We start from the raw sequence: 16,959 nt of genomic DNA on the forward strand, positions 1-16,959 counted from the left end.
CTCAGATGTCGAAAAACACGGTTTCATTGTGCCCCTGAAGGCGAATGTCGAAATGGTAATGACCGTCGCCCTTATCCGCGCCAATCAGGGTTTTGACGCGGGCCTGATGTTCAATGCGGCTGAGGATCGGGTCGGCGGCATTGGCGTCCGCCTCGTCGGGGAAATACATCCGCGTGTGCAGGCCAAGGTTGATGCCCCGCGCCACGATCCAGAGCGTCACATGCGGCGCCTGCATGCGGCCATCGACAAAGGGCACCGCGCCGGGTTTGACCGTGTCAAAGGCAAATTCGCCCGTCGTCATATCCGAGGCACAGCGCCCCCAGCCGGTGAAGTTCGGATCTGCCGTGCCGCGCGTCTCGGCGGGGGAGTTGAACAACCCTGCCGCATCCGGTTGCCAGATTTCCACCAGCGCATCGCGCAAGGGCGTGCCGGTGCCGTCGATAACGCGGCCGGTGATGCGGATACGCTGACCCTGCACGTTGCCGGTAATCATCTCATGGCCGAGGTCTTGCGGGTAGACGCCTTCGATCTCGGCAAAATTCGGCGTGCATCCGATGTGGACGTAAGGCCCTGCGGTCTGCGAGGGAGATTCCTTCAGATAGCTCAACGGTTGCACCATGATCACAGCCCCTCCATGCGGTTTTCAAACATCGTCTGGCGACGGCCGCGCAGGGTGATGTCGAACTTGTAAGCCCGCGCATCCATCGGAACCGTGCGCGCCATGTCGAGCGCCGCGACCAGGCTCTCGATCCCCTCGCGGGTCGGGATGGTGTCGACGATGGGACAGTGCCAGATCAGCGGGTCGCCCTCGAAATACATCTGGGTGATCAGGCGCTGGGCAAAGCCGTGGCCAAAGATCGAGAAATGGATATGCGCCGGGCGCCAATCGTTCATCGTATTGGGCCAAGGGTAGGGGCCGGGCATGATGGTGCGGAACTCATAGAACCCCTGTTCGTCGCTGATGCAGCGCCCGCATCCGCCGAAATTCGGGTCCAGCGGCGCCAGATAGCTTTCCTTCTTGTGGCGATAGCGCCCGCCCGCATTGGCCTGCCAGACTTCGATCAGGGCACCCGGAACACCGCGGCCAAACTCGTCGCGCACTTGCCCATGCACGATGATGCGCGGGCCGATCGCCATGCCGTCGCCGCTGGCAAAGTTCAGGATCAGGTCGTTGTCCCGCTCGCCCAGCATGTCGTGGCCAAAGACCGGCCCGGTTTCCTCGACCAAAGTGGTGGGAAAGGACAGCGGCGCATGGCGCGGGCCGCGCGCCACGGAGGTCTTGTAGTCGGGCGTGATGCTGGGCGGATGCCAGCGCCGGTCGCGGTTTACATAGCCGTTGGTCATGTCTGTTTCCCCTCCCGGTCCATTTCCGCGTAGGTTTCCTTGGCCAGTTTCAGCGCGTGATTGGCGCGCGGCACCCCTGCGTAAATGGCCACATGTTGAAACGCCTCCAGCACATCGGTTTTGCTCGCTCCCGTGCGGGCGGTGGCGCGGATGTGCATGGGGATCTCGTCAAAGTTGCCTAATGCCGCCAGGAGCGCCAGCGTCAGCATGGAGCGTTCACGGTCTGAGACCCCGTCGCTGGCCCAGACATTGCCCCAGGCGGTTTCTGTGATCAGCGTCTGGAATGGCGCGTCAAAGGCGGTTTTCTTCGCCTCGGCCCGGTCCACGTGGTCATCGCCCAGGATCTTGCGGCGGATGGTCATGCCGGTGACATAGCGGTCGCTTTGGGACTGTTTAGACATGGCCCAACTCCTCTAGGAACTCCAATAGCGCCCCGGCATAGGCCTCGGGCGCCTCGACACAGGGCAAATGGCCGGTGTCCTCGATCACAGTGAACTGTGCGTCGGGGATCAGGTTGATGGTGGCTTCCACCAGCGCGGCAGGGCTGGCGCCATCCGCACTGCCCGCGATGCCGAGGGTCGGTTGGCACAGGGTTTTGGTGGTCTCGCTGAGGTCTGCGCCCGCAATGGCCTGACAACAGGCGATGTAACCCGCTTGTGGTGTGCGCTCCAGCATGTGCCGCCACGGTATGTAGGCGTCGGTGCTCAGGAAATCGGGTGCGAACCAGCGCTCCATCACCGCACCCGACAGGGCCGCAATGCCGCTCGCCTCGATGGCCGCGATCCGGTCCTGCCACATCTGCGCCTCGCCCATTTTCGCTGCGGTGTTGGAGAGCACCAGCGCCGAGATCCGCTCCGGCGCGCGGGCCGCTAGGGTTTGCGCAATCATGCCGCCGATGGACAGGCCGACAAAAACACAAGTCTCAACACCCAGATGATCCAACAGCTCCAGCGCATCATTGGCGAGATCGTCGATGGAATAGGGCCCTTTGGGGCAGGAGCTGAGGCCGTGACCTCGCTTGTCATTCCGGATCAACCGCAAATGCTTGGGTAGGCGGTCGATCACCGCATCCCAGAGTCGCAGATCCGTGCCCAGCGAGTTGGCAAAAACCACCGCTGGCCCGTTTGGGTCGCCATCCGCGCGCCAATGCAGCGTGGCATGTGTCAGTCGCGCCGCCTGCATCAGTAGGGCAACCCGACGTAATTGGTCGCCAGCACCCGCTGCGCATCCTCGTTGTCACGCAGGAAGGCCAGTTCCGCCGCCTGCATCTTTACATCAAAAGGGCTTTGATCCGGGAACCGATGCAGCAGTGAAGTCATCCACCAACTGAATCGCTCTGCCTTCCAGACGCGAGCAAGCGCCTTTTCGGAATAGCGATCCAGCTCTGCGCTGTCCTTGTCCTGATAGAACCGGAGCAGCCCGGTATAGAGGTAATGCACGTCCGAGGCTGCGGTGTTCAGACCCTTCGCCCCGGTGGGCGGCACGATATGGGCGGCATCACCGCAGAGGAACAACCGCCCCCAGCGCATCGGCTCGCTCACAAACGACCGCAGCGGCGCGATGGATTTCTCGATAGAGGGACCTGTCACCAGCGCCTCGGCGACCTCGGCGGGCAGGCGGCGGCGCAGCGTGTCCCAGAACCGCGTGTCGGTCCAGTCGCCGACGTCATCACCCAAAGAACACTGCACGTAATAGCGGCTGAGGTTGGCATTGCGCATCGAACAGAGCGCAAAGCCGTCCTCAGAATTAGCATAGATCAGCTCTTCGTTGACCGGCGGGGTTTCTGAGAGGATGCCGAGCCAGCCGAAGGGGTAGACCTTTTCATATTCGGTCCGCACGGAGGCCGGAATGGTGCGGCGGCTGACGCCATGGAACCCGTCACAACCTGCGATGAAATCACAGTCGATGCGCTGTTCCCGCCCGTCTTTGTGGAAAGTCACATAGGGCGCATCGGTGTCCGCGTCGTGGATGGCGGCATCCGCCACGTCAAAGATCGTCTGTGCGCCGACCTTCTCACGCGCCTCATAGAGATCGCGGGTGACTTCGGTCTGGCCGTAGAGGATCACCGATTCGCCGATCAGCTGCTTGAAATTGATGCCGAACATCCGGTCATTGTGGGCGATCTGAGTGCCCTCGTGATGAAAGCTCTCGCGCTCCAGCCGCGCACCGACGCCCGCCTTGTGCATCAGTTCGACCATACCCTGTTCGAGGATGCCGGCCCGGATGCGGCTCAGCACATGCGCTTTGGTGCGGCGTTCCAGCACGATGGTGTCAATGCCATTGAGGTGTAAGAGCTGCCCTAAAAGCATCCCCGACGGGCCACCGCCGACAATCACAACCTGTGTGCGCATGAAACTCTCCTCCTGTTGAAATGGAGGCTATCATGCGATTTCTGCATTCAAAAATGAGTATTTCAGAAATATAGATACCAATATGGTAAACTATAACCTCTCCCGACTGGTCAAAATCCGACACATGCAATGTCTGTTGGAGGTCGTGTCATGCGGGAGCCTCAAGGCAGCGGGCGAGCGATTGCATCTGACGCAGCCTGCCATCTCGCGCACGCTAAAAGAACTGGAAGAGATCCTCGGTACAACGCTGTTATTGCGCAGTCGGGCCGGAGTTGAGCTGACCGAAGCGGGCGAGGTTTTTGCGCATTTTGCCCGGATGAGTCTGGCGGCGCTCGATCATGGGTTGGAAAGCATAGACAGAACGCGCGGCGGCATCCTGAAGCAGGAGGTGAAGGTCGGCGCGTTGCCCAGTGTTGCGGCGGGGCTGATGCCAAAAGTGGCTGAAGGGTTTCAACGACTCGCGCCAGAAGCCGTTCTGCGGCTGTCGGATGGGCCGCATGGCATGCTGATTGATATGCTGCGCAACGGTGCGGTGAGCATGGTGATTGGTCGGATGGGGGACCCCGCTTCCATGCAAGGGGTGTCTTTTACTCAACTCTACACAGAAGAGGTGGTGTGCGTGGTCAGACCGGACCATCCCTGTCTCGCAGCGCCTGATCTCGGCGATCTGTCTCGTTGGCCAGTGATATTTCCGCCGACCACGGCCGCCATTCGCCCGCAGGTGGAGCGCTGGTTGATCAGTCACGGACTGTCAGAACCGGCGCAACGCATTGAGACTGTCTCGGGTGCCTTTGCGCGCGTCTATACTCGAGACACGGACGCGATTTGGATGATTTCACATGGGGTCGTGCGCAATGAGCTCTCGGACGGGCGGTTGATCCGCCTGCCGTTTGACACATCTCTTACAAAGGGTCCGGTCGGGTTGATGCAGCGCCAAGATGCTGAGCCCACACCACTAGAGAGCCTCTTTGTCAAAGCGCTGCATGCGGCGATTGTCTCGGTTGGGTATGATGTGAGTTGAAGCAGGGGCGCTGCCCCTTGAGCTGTTCGGCTCTCACCCCGGAGGTATTTGGAAAAAGGTGAATAGAACGTGGTTTTTGGTGAAAAACGACGCAATTGATCGAAACGGTACTGGGGATGAAACAGTACTCTCAGTGCCGTGATCTGGTGTGAATGGTGTGTCACGGTTGTTCCGAGGATTGATTTATTTTCATATTATTCAGATGGTTATGGGAAGTGTGAGATTTTTCGTGATCTTTTGTGACGCATTTCACAGAGGACGCGTAGTTGTGTTTGTATAACACTGGGTAAGGGTCGCTTGAAAACGGCGACCACAACACTCAAATGGGCTGATCTTGAAGTCCTTGCAAATTCGAAAGGGACAGTTCTGATGGCAAATTATGCAAATCTTCCCGCCCCGTCTCCCGAAGGTGGGCTGAACCGCTACCTGCAGGAAATCCGCAAATTCCCGCTGCTGGAGCCGGAAGAGGAATATATGCTGGCCAAGCGCTGGGTCGAAGAGCAAGACACTGAGGCGGCGCATAAAATGGTCACGTCCCACCTGCGTCTGGCAGCTAAAATCGCTATGGGCTATCGCGGCTATGGGCTACCGCAAGCGGAGGTAATTTCCGAGGCCAACGTCGGTTTGATGCAAGCGGTGAAGCGCTTTGACCCTGAAAAAGGCTTTCGACTGGCCACCTACGCAATGTGGTGGATCCGTGCCTCGATTCAGGAGTATATCCTGCGGTCCTGGTCTCTGGTGAAGCTTGGCACCACCTCGGCGCAAAAGAAGCTGTTCTTCAACCTGCGCAAGGCAAAGGCCCGTATCGGTGCGCTGGAAGATGGCGATTTGCGCCCAGAAGCGGTGAAGAAGATCGCAACCGACCTTGGTGTGACCGAGGATGAGGTGATCTCGATGAACCGCCGGATGTCCGGTGGGGATGCATCCCTCAATGCGATGGTCGGCGGCGATGGTGATAGCACCATGCAGTGGCAGGACTGGCTCGAGGATGAGGGTGCCGACCAGGCTGGAGATTACGAGGCCCAAGACGAGTTGCAGGCGCGCCGCGAGCTTTTGGCGGAGGCAATGAGCGTTCTCAATGATCGCGAGAAAGATATTCTGACGCAGCGTCGTCTGGCAGATCAGGCCAAGACGCTGGAAGAGTTGAGCGTTCAGTACGACGTGAGCCGCGAGCGTATCCGGCAGATCGAAGTGCGCGCGTTTGAGAAGCTGCAAAAGAAGATGCGCGAATTGGCTGCTGGCAAAGGGATGTTGCAGCCCGTCTGAGCTGCCATTCGCAGAAATTGTCCAATGATGCGCCTTTCTCCCTCGGCGCGGACATGGAAAGGGGTCACCCATCGGGGTGGCCCCTTTTGTGTTGATGCTACGCAGATTGTAGAGGCGTCGAGATAATCTGGGGGAGGGTTGGCTGGCACGGTTGCGCGCGTGAGCATTCCCCAAATTTCAATAAGAAGTTCTTGGTTGATCAGGCGGGCAGCTGGACATGCCAAAGTACGGCAATGGTCGGGCTGAGCTTGCGAACGATCTGCCTGAATAGCGCTGCGGTGCTGGCGACGTATCTGCGTGGCGGGCAGCAGCGCGGACTGCTTTATGCTGGCTTGATGACATGGGGAGCTGGCTTCGCTTGCGATCTGGCTGGGACCCGAAGGTGCCTTGCTGGATGGCTTGCTGCTGGCGGCCTGTTCATCTGGCTTGCTGCAGTTGAGACCTTTTTATCCTTTGATCTGAGAGGCGTCAACGAGAAAATTCAACAAAATCAAATGCTTGACTATTGTTGTCGGGATTAGGTTCCTGACTTTTGAAGTCAGATTTGAGTTGCAAGGAAAAATCCTTGCAACTCAATAGCGTGAGGTAAGTTTCAAAAACGGATTGCCGTTAGTCGAGGCGGGCCCGAACGACGCGGAGCATATTGCCGCCCGCGATCTTGCGGATTTGTGTCTCGCTCAGGCCCTCATCGAGCATCGCCTGAGTAAGCGCGGCAAGCTCTGAGGTGTCAAAAGCCGTCTTAACCGAGCCATCAAAGTCAGAACCAAGCGCGACATGATTCTCGCCGACCACCTCAATTGCACTGCGTATCGTCTTCGCAACGCCTGCGGGGGAGGTGTCACAAACCGCGTTCGCCCAATAGCCGATTCCAATCACACCACCGGTCGCGGCGATGTCGCGCATCAGATCATCAGGCAGGTTGCGTTTGACCGGGCAAGCCTTGTGGATGCCGGTATGCGACAACACCAAGGGGACGTCGGTTATGGCAATCACATCACGCACCACCTGCGGACTTGAATGCGCAACATCAAGGATCAGCCCTTGCTCAACAGTGGCGGTGACAACGGCACGACCAAATTCAGTGAGGCCATGATCTCCAGTCCCATGCAGAGAGCCCCCAAGCGCATTGTCAAAGAAATGCTGCAGCGCGATCAGCCTGTATCCCGCATCCACCAGCCCCTGCAGCTTATCGAGATCGCCCTCGAGCGGGTGAGCCCCTTCGATGCCGAGCAGACCGCCGACCACGTCCTCACCTGCGCGTTTCAGGTCCAGCAGGGCATCCAGATCTGCTTCGGTGCGGATGATCCGCAGGCGCCCGTCAGACCGTTCCTGAAATCGATGCAGCTTCTTTGCTTGATGTAGTGCGCGTTCATAAAGGGAGGTCCATGTGGGGACTGGCCAAAGCTGCCCGATCGCAAGCAGGGTGATGTTGTCCCGTGCGTCAGCCTCATTCTGGTGAATATTCTGTCCCGCCGGCGATTTGGTCACGGCGGTGAAGACCTGCAGCGTGACGTTGCCCTCAATGAGGCGGGGAATATCCATCTGCCCGCGCGTGTTGCGCTTGGTGAGGTCGCGTTTCCACAGCAGCGGATCTGCGTGCAGATCACCAATCACCAGACTGTTGTGCAGGGTGCGTGCGGCGTCACTGATAGCGTAGGGGGCATGCTCAATAACCGGATTGCGCTGCTTGTCGAGGTAGGCAGGCGCGAACACAAAAAACGCAACGATGGCCAAAGCGCCGATAACCAACAGCCGTCTGAACCATCTCGCAAGAGTTGCCATTGATAAGATCCTCATGAGGTTTTTGAGGACAGGCTACGACAAGAAATCGCAAGTTCAACCCTATGCGTCATTCCAGATGTATTGCGCGATGTTTGCTGAGGCGCGGTTATATAGCTACTGTGAGCGCAAACACTGTAAGGTTGGGATCGTGGGAGACCTAAAATGACGAAACCTGTGCGCTGGGGCATTCTGGGTGCGGCAAAGTTCGCGCGTGAACATATGGGACCGGCTATTCATGCCGCCAATGGGGCGGAGCTTGCGGCGCTTGCGACCTCCAGTGCGGAGAAGGCGGCTCCGTTTCAGGCGTTTGCGCCGGGAATTGCAGTCCACCAGAGTTATGAGGCGCTGCTGGCGGATCCCTCAATTGATGCGGTCTACATCCCGCTCCCCAATCACCTGCATGTGGAATGGGCGCTCAAGGCCATGCAGGCAGGAAAACATGTTCTGGTGGAAAAGCCAGCCGCGCTGCACGAAGCGGAGTTCGATCAACTGATTGCAGCGCGAGGTGAGGCGGGCGTTCTGGCGGCAGAGGCCTATATGATTGTGCACCACCCGCAGTGGCAACGCGCGCGTGAACTGGTGCAATCCGGCGCGCTTGGGCAGGTCAAACATGTCTCAGGTAGATTCTCTTTCGATAACCGGGCCGATGTCGACAACATTCGCAACCGACCAGAAACCGGGGGCGGTGCGTTGCGAGACATTGGCGTTTATGTCTTTGGATCAACGCGATTTGTGACTGGTGAAGAGCCGCAAGAGATCAGCGCGCAGATCGAATGGGAAAACGGTGTTGATGTGCTGTCAAACGTACAGGCAAAGTTCCCGAGCTTCCTTTACACCGCCTATGTGAGCACCCGTCTTCAGCCTCATCAAGAGATGGCGTTTCACGGAGACAAAGGGGTGTTGCGCCTGACCGCACCGTTTAATCCCCGCGTCTTTGGCGAGGCACGACTGGAGCTACACCAGTCGTCCCATGCGGGAGGTTCTGGACGGATGAGCGAGGAGCGTTTCCCGGTTGCAGACCATTACAAGCTGCAGGTGGAAGCCTTCGGGCGCAGTTTGCGCGAAGGTGTGGCCTACCCATGCCCGCTGGAGTTCTCGCGCGGAACCCAGGCGATGATCGACGGTGTGTTCAAGGTTGCAACCGATCTTTGATCGGCGGGCAAATCGCACCAGTTTATCTCTGTAGCTGGTCTCCTGCGGGAGGCCGGTGCTAAAATCTTACTCCGAGATACGTGAGGGTGACTTAGATGGCGGGTGGCTGGGCAAAAGATGGCGCGGTGAGTGAGCAGATTGAGGCATCAATCTCGGATGAGCTTGCACGGCTTAAGTCCCGCCCAGCATTGCAAGGCGAGAGCCTCACACATTGTGCAGATTGCGAAGAAGAAATTCCTGTGGCCCGGCAACGTGCGATACCGGGTGTAAAACTCTGTATCGAGTGCCAGCAGGAACGCGATGGTACGTTGAAAGCCCGTGGTGGGATCAACAGGCGCGGCAGCAAAGACAGCCAGTTGAAATAAGGATAGGGGGTGGTTTCAGGCCCTTGCCAGTGGCAGGCGCATCACGTGTTGCGGGCCCGCTAACCCGCCTTCATAGAGCTCGCACGTGTCGACAAATCCGGCCCCAAGGTAGCTTCGGACTGCGATTGGATTGCGCAGGTTTACGGTCAGAACCAAGGCTTGTGCTGCGGGGTATAATTTGCGCAATGCAGCCGGCAACGCTTGCAAGGTGGCTTTGCCCAGACCGCGTCCTTGTTGGCGATGGTCAATCATGAAAGCCCTCAGCCCCAGATCCCCCGCGCGTGCGAAGCTATAGGTGCGCGGAAACTTCAGATCTATTTTGAAGAACCCAACGGCTTTGTTCTCTGCGAGTATCGCATAGAGGTCGAGTTCTTCTTCAAGCGCAGCGAAAGCCATATCGACCGTGCCGCAATAGACGATCTGCTCAGGGGCGACCTCGATATGGCGGACCAGCTCATGGTCGGACTGGCTCAGCCGCAAGAAGTTTATGTTCGATTCTACTGCCATACTGACGCAAAGATGCATAAAAAACGCCCGCCGTCACGATGCGGCGGGCGTTTCCAGGCGCGAGAGGCGGATTGCCGCGCTCCTCACGAAGAGGGGGAGGTGTTAGTCCTCCATCGCTTCCAACTCGTCAATGAGGCCGGAGATCATCGACAGACCCTTGTCCCAGAATTTCGGATCGGAGGCGTCCAGACCAAAGGGCGCCAGCAGCTCTTTGTGGTGCTTGGAGCCACCCGCTTTCAACATGTCGAAATACTTGTCCTCAAACCCCTCGGCGCCCTCGGCGTAGACCGAGTAGAGCGCATTCACCAAGCCGTCGCCAAAGGCATAGGCATAGACGTAGAAGGGCGAATGCACGAAATGCGGGATATAGGCCCAGAAAGTCTCGTAGCCTTCCATGAAGTCAAAGCCTTCGCCCAGGGATTCCGCCTGAACGCTCATCCATAGGGCGTTGATGTCCTCGGGTGTGAGTTCGCCCTCGGCACGGGCGGCGTGCAGTTTGCACTCGAAGTCATAAAAGGCGATCTGCCGCACAACCGTGTTGATCATGTCCTCGACCTTGCCGGCGAGCAGCACCTTGCGCTCTTCCTTGGTCTTGGCCTTCTCCAGCATCTTGCGGAAAGTCAGCATCTCGCCAAACACGGATGCGGTTTCCGCCAGCGTCAGCGGCGTCGAGGACAGCATCTCGCCCTGATCTGCGGCCAGCACCTGATGCACGCCGTGGCCCAGCTCATGCGCCAGTGTCATCACGTCGCGCGGCTTGCCGAGGTAGTTCAGCATCACATAGGGGTGCACATTGGTGACGGTCGGATGGGCAAAGGCCCCGGGAGCCTTGCCGGGTTTCACGCCCGCGTCGATCCAGCCCTTGTCAAAGAACGGCTGTGCCAGCTCGCCCATGCGCGGATCAAAGGCCTCGTAGGCTTCCATCACCGTGGCGCGCGCTTCGTCCCAGTCGACAATGCGCGTTGTCTCCATCGGCAAGGGCGCGTTGCGGTCCCAGACCTGCATGCGGTCCAGGCCAAGCCATTTGCGCTTCAACTCGTAGTAGCGGTGGCTGAGCTTGGGGTAGGCGGCCACGACCGCCTCGCGCAGGGCCTCGACCACCTCGGGTTCGACATCGTTTGATAGGTGGCGGCCCATCTGTGGGCTGGGCATGCCGCGCCAACGGTCAATGATCTCTTTTTCCTTGGCCTGCGTGTTGTGCACGCGGGCAAAGATCTTGATGTTGTCGGCAAAGACGCGGGCGAGCTCGCGCGCGGCAGCCTCACGCTTGCTGCGGTCCTGTTCGGTCAGGAAGTTGAGCGTTGCCTCAATGCCCAGCTCCTCGCCGCCGATTTCAAACGTGAGGCCGGCGATGGTCTCGTCAAAGAGTTTTTCCCAGGCGTCGCCGACGATGCCCAAGTCATGCATGAACCGTTCTAGCTCGTCGGAGAGCTGATAGGGCTTCATCGCGCGGATGCGGTCGAACACCGGCTTATAGCGGGCGAGATCGGCATTGGCGGCAAACAGCGCGTCCAGGGTCGCGTCCTCGATCCGGTTGATCTCCAGCGTGAAGAACACCAACGGCGTGGTGAAGATGGTGACCTTTTCCTGAACGTCGGACAGGAATTTAGCACGATCGGCATCGGTGGTCAGTTGGTAGTAGCGCAGGCCCGCATAGGACATGATGCGACCGGCGATGTTGTTGATTTTCTCATTGCGATGCACGCAGGTTAACAAGCCATCGGCGTTGAGATCGGCGAGCTTTCCCTCATAATCCGCGGCAAAACCTGCGCATTCTTTTTGCAGCCAATCGAGATCGCGGGACAATTCCGGCGCATCTTCGCCTGCGTAAAGATCGCTCAGGTCCCATTCCGGCAATTTGCCAAGATCTCCAGATCCGGAAGAGGCATTGGCATCGCGTACGGGGAAGGGGAGTTGGAACATAGGACCTCCGTCTGGTGGCTGAATGGGCGTGCAAGCGGCCTAAGAGAACGCCGCGGTGGCCCGTGTATCGGTTCCTCAAACACTTAGGTCCCCGAACCCGGAGGCACAAGCGTAGAGCGGGTGGGTTGCGTAGAAACCTCTGAGAGGTGTTTCGCTTCGGGCTTTGCCCGAAACGACCAGCGCCGCGCACCCTGTGGGTGCGCGGCGCTGGTCGTCAGTTCAGATGTTCTACCCGCCTACAGAGGATTTATGTCATTGAGTTAATTTATGTTTCTTGAAGTGGGTGGCAATGGCATCGCAGACACGGGTTCGGATGTGGAGTTGCTCCATCAGAATTTCATGCTGTGCCTCAGGGACCAGATCCAATGTCCCCGATGGCCAGCGCGTCATACGATCATGCACGGCTTCGGTGGAGACAATCTGCTCGTTTTCGCCCAAGAACGTAACACAGGGCACATCTGGAGAGGTTTTTTCACGCAAGGCGGCGCATTCAATCATCGCCTGTGCCAACCACTGGACTGTGGGGCCTCCCAAAACGAGATCCGGTTTTTTCGCCATCTGTAGCTGTAAAAACGCGTACATATCCGCGTCTGTGGTCAGCGTGTTGCCTTCAAACGGGGTGACCTGAACGTATTGTTCAATGGTGGTTGTGGGGACCAGCTTTTCACTGAGCCCAAGCGCCGCCCCAAATCGCGCCAGCAAACGGGCCGCAGGACGCAACGCGAAGGGAATGCGAATGCCCCACATGGGCGCAGTAAAGGCGCAGGCTGCGACCGGCAGCCCCTCGTATAGCGCGCGCAGGCCAATGGCGCCGCCCATGGAATGGCCAATCAGGTACCATGGCTGTGGCAGATCAAGCGTTCTGGCATGATCCATCAGTGCGGCGACATCCTGCTGGAAATCATCAAAATGATCGACATGGCCGAGCCGTCGATCTGCCAGCGCACGGTCAGCCAACCCCTGTCCGCGCCAGTCCACTGCCAGCACGGCAAAGCCACGCTCGGTCATGTCAGATGCAAAGGGGCCGTATTTTTCAATATATTCGGTGCGGCCGGGAAACATCAGGATTGTGCCCAGTGCCTCACCTGCTGGTCGCCAATGGCCTGCACGAATACGCTGGCCATCGCGGGTGGCCAGCCAATGGGCCTCGCCACCATCCGGGCCGCGCGCGATCTCAGTGAAAAACGGCGCGGGGGAGGTCTCTGCCATTGGCTGATCCTTCATTGTCGTCAGGCCAGCGCTTGTGCCAGCTGCATTGCGACGCCCATGTCGCCGTCAATGGTCAACTTGCCGCCCATAAAGGCCGCCGTCGGGTTGAGTTCGCCGGAGAGGATCTCCTGAAAGGTCTCTGCATCTGCAGTCATCGTGACCTCTGCCTCTTCGTCCCCGACGCGCGCGCCATTGGCGTCAAGAATGATGGAACCCATCCCGGTGATTTCGAACTTGGCAGAGCTTTCAAAACCGCCGTCCATCTTCTCGTTCAGCGTTGCGGCTGCCTGTTCCAGAGTGTCGCTCATAACTGTCTTTCCTGTGTATAGGGTCTGTGCCTGCGCACAAAACCGTGAATCCTGTGGTCCGGGCACTGGTAATTCGGCCCGGTGCCGTTACCCTTTGCACTATGGGCAGAACTTGCACGAATCTCAAAGCTATCGTGGCGGCAATCTCTTTGGTCGTCATCCCCTGTTTGCCTTCAATTTTGGCGGCGCAGTCAGGGGCGAACCTCTCTGCATTGAGCGAAGCAGAGCTTTTGGAACGTCTCGAGGACGCCGACCCGACAGACGCTGCAGCGGTGGAGCGGGAATTACAGGCCCTTTGGAGCAAGAGCGGTTCTGCTGCCATGGATCTTTTGTTGCGCCGGGGGCGCGATGCGATGGAACGGCAGGATTGGCCGGCGGCGATAGAGCACCTGACTGCGCTTACGGATCATGCGCCCGATTTTGCAGAGGGCTGGTCTGAGCGGGCACGCGCTTTTTTCCACGCAGAGCTGTTTGGCCCCGCCGTTGCCGATCTGGAGCGTGCCTTGGCCTTGAACCCAAACGACTACAACGCCATCTTCGGTCTTGGGCAGGTGTTTGAGTTCTTTGGAGATCCAGAGCGCGCTTATGCTGCTTACGAGCGGGCCAAGGCTATACATCCGTATCATGAGGAAGTAACCAAGGCTCTGGATCGTCTGTCCACAGTGGTGGGCGGGCAGGCACTTTAACGAGGTCTGCAAACGGGTGATCCCTGATTTTATTCCCTGATGTCAGGCCGTTGAGTCGCATCCAGGCGCGTGGAGATTGATGCAATGACTTCTGCATCCCGGGTTGTGGCCGTCCTTGGCCCGACCAATACAGGTAAGACCCACTACGCCATTGACCGTATGCTTGGATATCGGACCGGGATCATGGGCTTCCCGCTGCGTCTGCTTGCGCGTGAAGTTTACGATAAAATCGTAAAGCTACGTGGCCCTTCGGTTGTGGCATTGGTGACCGGCGAGGAACGTATCGTGCCACCGCGCGCGCAGTATTGGATCTGCACGGTGGAAGCGATGCCAGAGGGTATGGGCTGTGATTTCCTCGCGATTGACGAAATCCAGCTCTGTGCCGATCCGGAGCGTGGTCACGTCTTTACCGACCGTCTGTTGCGGTCCCGCGGTTTGAAAGAGACGCTGTTTCTGGGCGCGGATACCATGCGCGGGCCGATTTCGGCACTGGTGCCGGGTGTCGAGTTCGTGCGCCGCGAACGGATGTCGGAACTGGTCTATGCAGGGTCAAAAAAGATCTCCCGCATGCCACCGCGAACCGCCATTGTGGGTTTCAGCGTCGATAGTGTTTATGCCATCGCCGAGTTGATCCGCCGTCAAAAGGGCGGCGCTGCGGTGGTGATGGGCGCACTGTCGCCCCGGACACGAAACGCGCAGGTGGCGCTCTATCAAAACGGCGAGGTGGATTACCTCGTGGCGACGGATGCGATCGGCATGGGGTTGAACCTCGATGTGGATCACGTTGCATTTTCGTCGACCTCAAAGTTTGATGGCCGCAGGATGCGCCCGCTTGCGCCTAACGAACTGGCACAGATTGCAGGTCGTGCGGGCCGAGGAATGAGCCATGGCAGCTTTGGCGTCACAGGTGATGCACGTCCGCTTGACGAGGGTGTTGCGCAGGCGATCATGGATCATCGCTTTACGCCACTACAAAAACTGAACTGGCGCTCTGCGGATCTGCGGTTTGGCACGATTGAGGCACTGATTGCCTCGCTCGAATCAAGTCCCAACCATGAAGTACTGATCAAGGCGCGTGAGGCCGATGATCTGATGGCGCTCAAATCTCTGGCGCAGGATGCGGCAATTCGCGACAGGGCCAGTGATGCGACAACGGTACGTCTTTTGTGGGATGTCTGCCGCATACCCGATTTCCGCGGCATCAGCCATGCAGAGCATTCCTCACTGCTCAGCGGGATCTTTGGTTATCTGCAGGACGGCGGAGTGGTGCCGGATGAGTGGTTCTCTCGCCAAATTCGGCGACTTGACCGTACGGAAGGTGATATTGACACATTGTCGAAACGCTTGGCGTTTATCCGCACTTGGACCTATGTCGCGCAGCGAAACGGTTGGTTGCGTGACGAAAGTCATTGGCGGGAGGAGACCCGCACTGTAGAAGACAGGTTGTCTGACGCCTTGCATGAGCGTCTTACGCAACGATTTGTGGACCGGCGCACATCAGTTTTGCTGCGGCGGCTCAAACAGAAGGAGGCCCTTTTGGCCGAAGTAAATGACCAGGGTGAAGTCACCGTCGAAGGCGAATTCGTCGGTAAGCTTGAAGGCTTCCGGTTCTCGCCGGACAAAACCGCGCAGGGCGCAGAAGCCAAGGCGCTGAAATCGGCGTCCTTGCAAGCGCTCGCTCCGCAGTATCATCTGCGCGCGGACCGGTTCTACAATGCACCCGATACTGAAATTGATTACACTGATCAGGGCGGCCTGATGTGGGGTGAGCATGCGGTCGGCAAACTTGTTGCCGGTGCGGATGCGCTTTCTCCGCAGATCGAGGTTTTTGTCGATGAGACTGCGGGGCCAGATGTGGCCCAAAAGGTCGAACGCCGTCTGCAACATTTCATCTCTCGCAAGATTCAGGCGCTGTTTGAGCCTCTGATCAACCTGCAAAAAGATGAGGCACTGACCGGGCTTGCGCGTGGCTTTGCCTTCCGCATGGTTGAGGGACTGGGCATTCTGCCCCGTGCCGGCGTTGCGCAGGAAGTGAAAGATCTGGACCAGGATGCCCGTGGTGCGCTGCGCAAACACGGCATTCGATTCGGTCAGTTCACTATCTTCATGCCGCTGCTGCTGAAACCTGCACCGACTCGCCTGCGTTTGCTGTTGTGGTCGCTTGCAAATGGTCTGCAGGAATTCCCAGAGGCACCGCCTCCGGGGCTGGTCACCGTGCCTTCCATGCCGGATGCGCCCGAAGGCTATGACACGATGGCAGGCTATCGTTCCGCAGGTCAGCGCATGATCCGTATCGACATGCTGGAGCGTCTGGCTGATCTGCTGCGCAACGAAGACAGCCGTGGGGGCTTTGAGGCCAAACCCGATATGCTGTCGATCACCGGTATGACGCTGGAGCAGTTCTCTGACCTGATGCAGGGCCTTGGCTACCGCGCCGAAAAGGGCGAACGGGTTAAGGTCAAAGCTGTTGATGAGGTCGTGAAGGATGGCGGCCCCCCTGCAGCGGACCAACCGGTTATGGATGCAGCAGCTGAGGCTGAAAACACCCCGGCGGCAGCGCCTGTCGAGGGTACTGCGGCAGATGCACCGGCCGATGTTCCCGCAGGCACTGCAGAGATCGCAGATGAAGGTGTTGCACCCGTTGCAGCAGAACCTTCTGACGCCGATGTCGCTGAGCCGATTGCCGAGACCGCTGAGACGGAAACCCCTGTGGGTGAGGCCGCAGACGCTGCTGTGGAGGAACCTGAAATTGAGGTGTTCTACACCTTCACTTGGGGGCGCAATAATCGTCAGGGCAACAACGCACGCGGTCAACGCCGTGGTGAGGGCCGTGGCGCTAAAGCGGATGGCGCTGGGCGGGGCAAGCCGCGCAGCGGGGGCAAACCGCAAGGCAAACCCGGCGGCAAAAAAGGCGGTCGCCCGGATCGCGGTGGCGACAAGGGCGGCAAAACCTATTCTGCGCGTCCGCTCAAGAAGGAAAAGCAGATCGATCCCGATAATCCCTTTGCGGCAGCTCTTATGGGGCTGAAGCAGGGCGATTGATCT

Annotated in this window: 16 protein-coding genes; 6 read left to right on the forward strand and 10 right to left on the reverse strand. The window is 58.7% G+C overall.

Annotated elements, in window-relative coordinates:
* Position 1: 1 nt before the first annotated feature.
* The 5 genes from pcaG to pobA are packed head-to-tail and all read right to left on the reverse strand — an operon-like array spanning position 2 to position 3,695.
* Entirely contained in the window at positions 2-619 is a 618-nt protein-coding gene (pcaG, locus tag UB90_RS08070) for a protocatechuate 3,4-dioxygenase subunit alpha (protein WP_065331928.1), read from the reverse strand.
* Positions 620-621: 2 nt separating this feature from the next.
* Entirely contained in the window at positions 622-1,344 is a 723-nt protein-coding gene (pcaH, locus tag UB90_RS08075) for a protocatechuate 3,4-dioxygenase subunit beta (RefSeq protein WP_065324418.1), read from the reverse strand.
* On the reverse strand, positions 1,341-1,745 hold the full coding sequence (pcaC, locus tag UB90_RS08080; protein WP_065324419.1) for a 4-carboxymuconolactone decarboxylase: 405 nt from the start codon (positions 1,743-1,745) through the stop codon (positions 1,341-1,343). The genes pcaH and pcaC overlap by 4 nt, the downstream gene beginning before the upstream one ends.
* Complete coding sequence (pcaD, locus tag UB90_RS08085; protein ID WP_065324420.1) at positions 1,738-2,526, reverse strand: 3-oxoadipate enol-lactonase; 789 nt, start codon at positions 2,524-2,526, stop codon at positions 1,738-1,740. The genes pcaC and pcaD overlap by 8 nt, the downstream gene beginning before the upstream one ends.
* Positions 2,526-3,695, reverse strand: a complete 1,170-nt coding sequence (gene pobA, locus UB90_RS08090; RefSeq protein ID WP_065324421.1) for a 4-hydroxybenzoate 3-monooxygenase — start codon at positions 3,693-3,695, stop codon at positions 2,526-2,528. The genes pcaD and pobA overlap by 1 nt, the downstream gene beginning before the upstream one ends.
* Positions 3,696-3,777: 82 nt before the next feature.
* Between pobA and pcaQ the strand changes: the two genes are divergently transcribed.
* Together pcaQ and rpoH are read left to right on the forward strand one after the other, a co-directional pair.
* Complete coding sequence (gene pcaQ, locus UB90_RS08095; RefSeq protein WP_065324422.1) at positions 3,778-4,716, forward strand: pca operon transcription factor PcaQ; 939 nt, start codon at positions 3,778-3,780, stop codon at positions 4,714-4,716.
* A 369-nt stretch (positions 4,717-5,085) separates the two neighbouring features.
* Positions 5,086-5,982 (forward strand): RNA polymerase sigma factor RpoH, encoded by an 897-nt coding sequence (rpoH, locus tag UB90_RS08100; protein ID WP_005630124.1) that lies wholly within the window; start codon positions 5,086-5,088, stop codon positions 5,980-5,982.
* Between the two features lie 609 nt (positions 5,983-6,591).
* Here rpoH and UB90_RS08110 read toward each other — a convergent pair.
* Complete coding sequence (locus UB90_RS08110) at positions 6,592-7,764, reverse strand: dipeptidase (RefSeq protein ID WP_065324424.1); 1,173 nt, start codon at positions 7,762-7,764, stop codon at positions 6,592-6,594.
* A 162-nt stretch (positions 7,765-7,926) separates the two neighbouring features.
* Between UB90_RS08110 and UB90_RS08115 the strand changes: the two genes are divergently transcribed.
* Together UB90_RS08115 and UB90_RS08120 are read left to right on the forward strand one after the other, a co-directional pair.
* Positions 7,927-8,916: a Gfo/Idh/MocA family protein gene (locus UB90_RS08115; protein ID WP_065324425.1), complete on the forward strand. Its 990-nt coding sequence runs from the start codon at positions 7,927-7,929 to the stop codon at positions 8,914-8,916.
* 95 nt (positions 8,917-9,011) lie between these two features.
* Complete coding sequence (locus UB90_RS08120; protein ID WP_005630114.1) at positions 9,012-9,281, forward strand: DksA/TraR family C4-type zinc finger protein; 270 nt, start codon at positions 9,012-9,014, stop codon at positions 9,279-9,281.
* Between the two features lie 15 nt (positions 9,282-9,296).
* Here the strand turns inward: UB90_RS08120 and UB90_RS08125 are convergent, their stop codons facing one another.
* From UB90_RS08125 to UB90_RS08140, 4 genes are all read right to left on the reverse strand, one after another.
* Positions 9,297-9,788 (reverse strand): GNAT family N-acetyltransferase, encoded by a 492-nt coding sequence (locus UB90_RS08125; RefSeq protein ID WP_235859286.1) that lies wholly within the window; start codon positions 9,786-9,788, stop codon positions 9,297-9,299.
* A 102-nt stretch (positions 9,789-9,890) separates the two neighbouring features.
* Entirely contained in the window at positions 9,891-11,711 is a 1,821-nt protein-coding gene (locus UB90_RS08130; protein ID WP_065324427.1) for a M3 family oligoendopeptidase, read from the reverse strand.
* A gap of 252 nt (positions 11,712-11,963) precedes the next feature.
* Positions 11,964-12,920: an alpha/beta hydrolase gene (locus UB90_RS08135; RefSeq protein ID WP_065324428.1), complete on the reverse strand. Its 957-nt coding sequence runs from the start codon at positions 12,918-12,920 to the stop codon at positions 11,964-11,966.
* 20 nt (positions 12,921-12,940) lie between these two features.
* Entirely contained in the window at positions 12,941-13,228 is a 288-nt protein-coding gene (locus tag UB90_RS08140; protein ID WP_005606065.1) for an SCP2 sterol-binding domain-containing protein, read from the reverse strand.
* A 101-nt stretch (positions 13,229-13,329) separates the two neighbouring features.
* Between UB90_RS08140 and UB90_RS08145 the strand changes: the two genes are divergently transcribed.
* Together UB90_RS08145 and UB90_RS08150 are read left to right on the forward strand one after the other, a co-directional pair.
* On the forward strand, positions 13,330-13,914 hold the full coding sequence (locus UB90_RS08145; RefSeq protein WP_065324429.1) for a tetratricopeptide repeat protein: 585 nt from the start codon (positions 13,330-13,332) through the stop codon (positions 13,912-13,914).
* A gap of 84 nt (positions 13,915-13,998) precedes the next feature.
* Positions 13,999-16,956 (forward strand): helicase-related protein, encoded by a 2,958-nt coding sequence (locus UB90_RS08150; protein WP_065324430.1) that lies wholly within the window; start codon positions 13,999-14,001, stop codon positions 16,954-16,956.
* Positions 16,957-16,959: the final 3 nt, after the last annotated feature.

Source organism: Tritonibacter mobilis (assembly GCF_001681715.1).
Classification (GTDB): domain Bacteria; phylum Pseudomonadota; class Alphaproteobacteria; order Rhodobacterales; family Rhodobacteraceae; genus Epibacterium; species Epibacterium mobile.

Excerpts from the sequence above, each read along its gene's own strand:
- pcaG (WP_065331928.1), bottom strand. The coding sequence starts at position 619 with ATGGTGCAACCGTTGAGCTATCTGAAGGAATCTCCCTCGCAGACCGCA.
- pcaH (WP_065324418.1), bottom strand. The coding sequence starts at position 1,344 with ATGACCAACGGCTATGTAAACCGCGACCGGCGCTGGCATCCGCCCAGC.
- pcaC (WP_065324419.1), bottom strand. The coding sequence starts at position 1,745 with ATGTCTAAACAGTCCCAAAGCGACCGCTATGTCACCGGCATGACCATC.
- pcaD (WP_065324420.1), bottom strand. The coding sequence starts at position 2,526 with ATGCAGGCGGCGCGACTGACACATGCCACGCTGCATTGGCGCGCGGAT.
- pobA (WP_065324421.1), bottom strand. The coding sequence starts at position 3,695 with ATGCGCACACAGGTTGTGATTGTCGGCGGTGGCCCGTCGGGGATGCTT.
- pcaQ (WP_065324422.1), top strand. The coding sequence starts at position 3,778 with ATGGTAAACTATAACCTCTCCCGACTGGTCAAAATCCGACACATGCAA.
- rpoH (WP_005630124.1), top strand. The coding sequence starts at position 5,086 with ATGGCAAATTATGCAAATCTTCCCGCCCCGTCTCCCGAAGGTGGGCTG.
- UB90_RS08110 (WP_065324424.1), bottom strand. The coding sequence starts at position 7,764 with ATGGCAACTCTTGCGAGATGGTTCAGACGGCTGTTGGTTATCGGCGCT.
- UB90_RS08115 (WP_065324425.1), top strand. The coding sequence starts at position 7,927 with ATGACGAAACCTGTGCGCTGGGGCATTCTGGGTGCGGCAAAGTTCGCG.
- UB90_RS08120 (WP_005630114.1), top strand. The coding sequence starts at position 9,012 with ATGGCGGGTGGCTGGGCAAAAGATGGCGCGGTGAGTGAGCAGATTGAG.
- UB90_RS08125 (WP_235859286.1), bottom strand. The coding sequence starts at position 9,788 with ATGGCAGTAGAATCGAACATAAACTTCTTGCGGCTGAGCCAGTCCGAC.
- UB90_RS08130 (WP_065324427.1), bottom strand. The coding sequence starts at position 11,711 with ATGTTCCAACTCCCCTTCCCCGTACGCGATGCCAATGCCTCTTCCGGA.
- UB90_RS08135 (WP_065324428.1), bottom strand. The coding sequence starts at position 12,920 with ATGGCAGAGACCTCCCCCGCGCCGTTTTTCACTGAGATCGCGCGCGGC.
- UB90_RS08140 (WP_005606065.1), bottom strand. The coding sequence starts at position 13,228 with ATGAGCGACACTCTGGAACAGGCAGCCGCAACGCTGAACGAGAAGATG.
- UB90_RS08145 (WP_065324429.1), top strand. The coding sequence starts at position 13,330 with ATGGGCAGAACTTGCACGAATCTCAAAGCTATCGTGGCGGCAATCTCT.
- UB90_RS08150 (WP_065324430.1), top strand. The coding sequence starts at position 13,999 with ATGACTTCTGCATCCCGGGTTGTGGCCGTCCTTGGCCCGACCAATACA.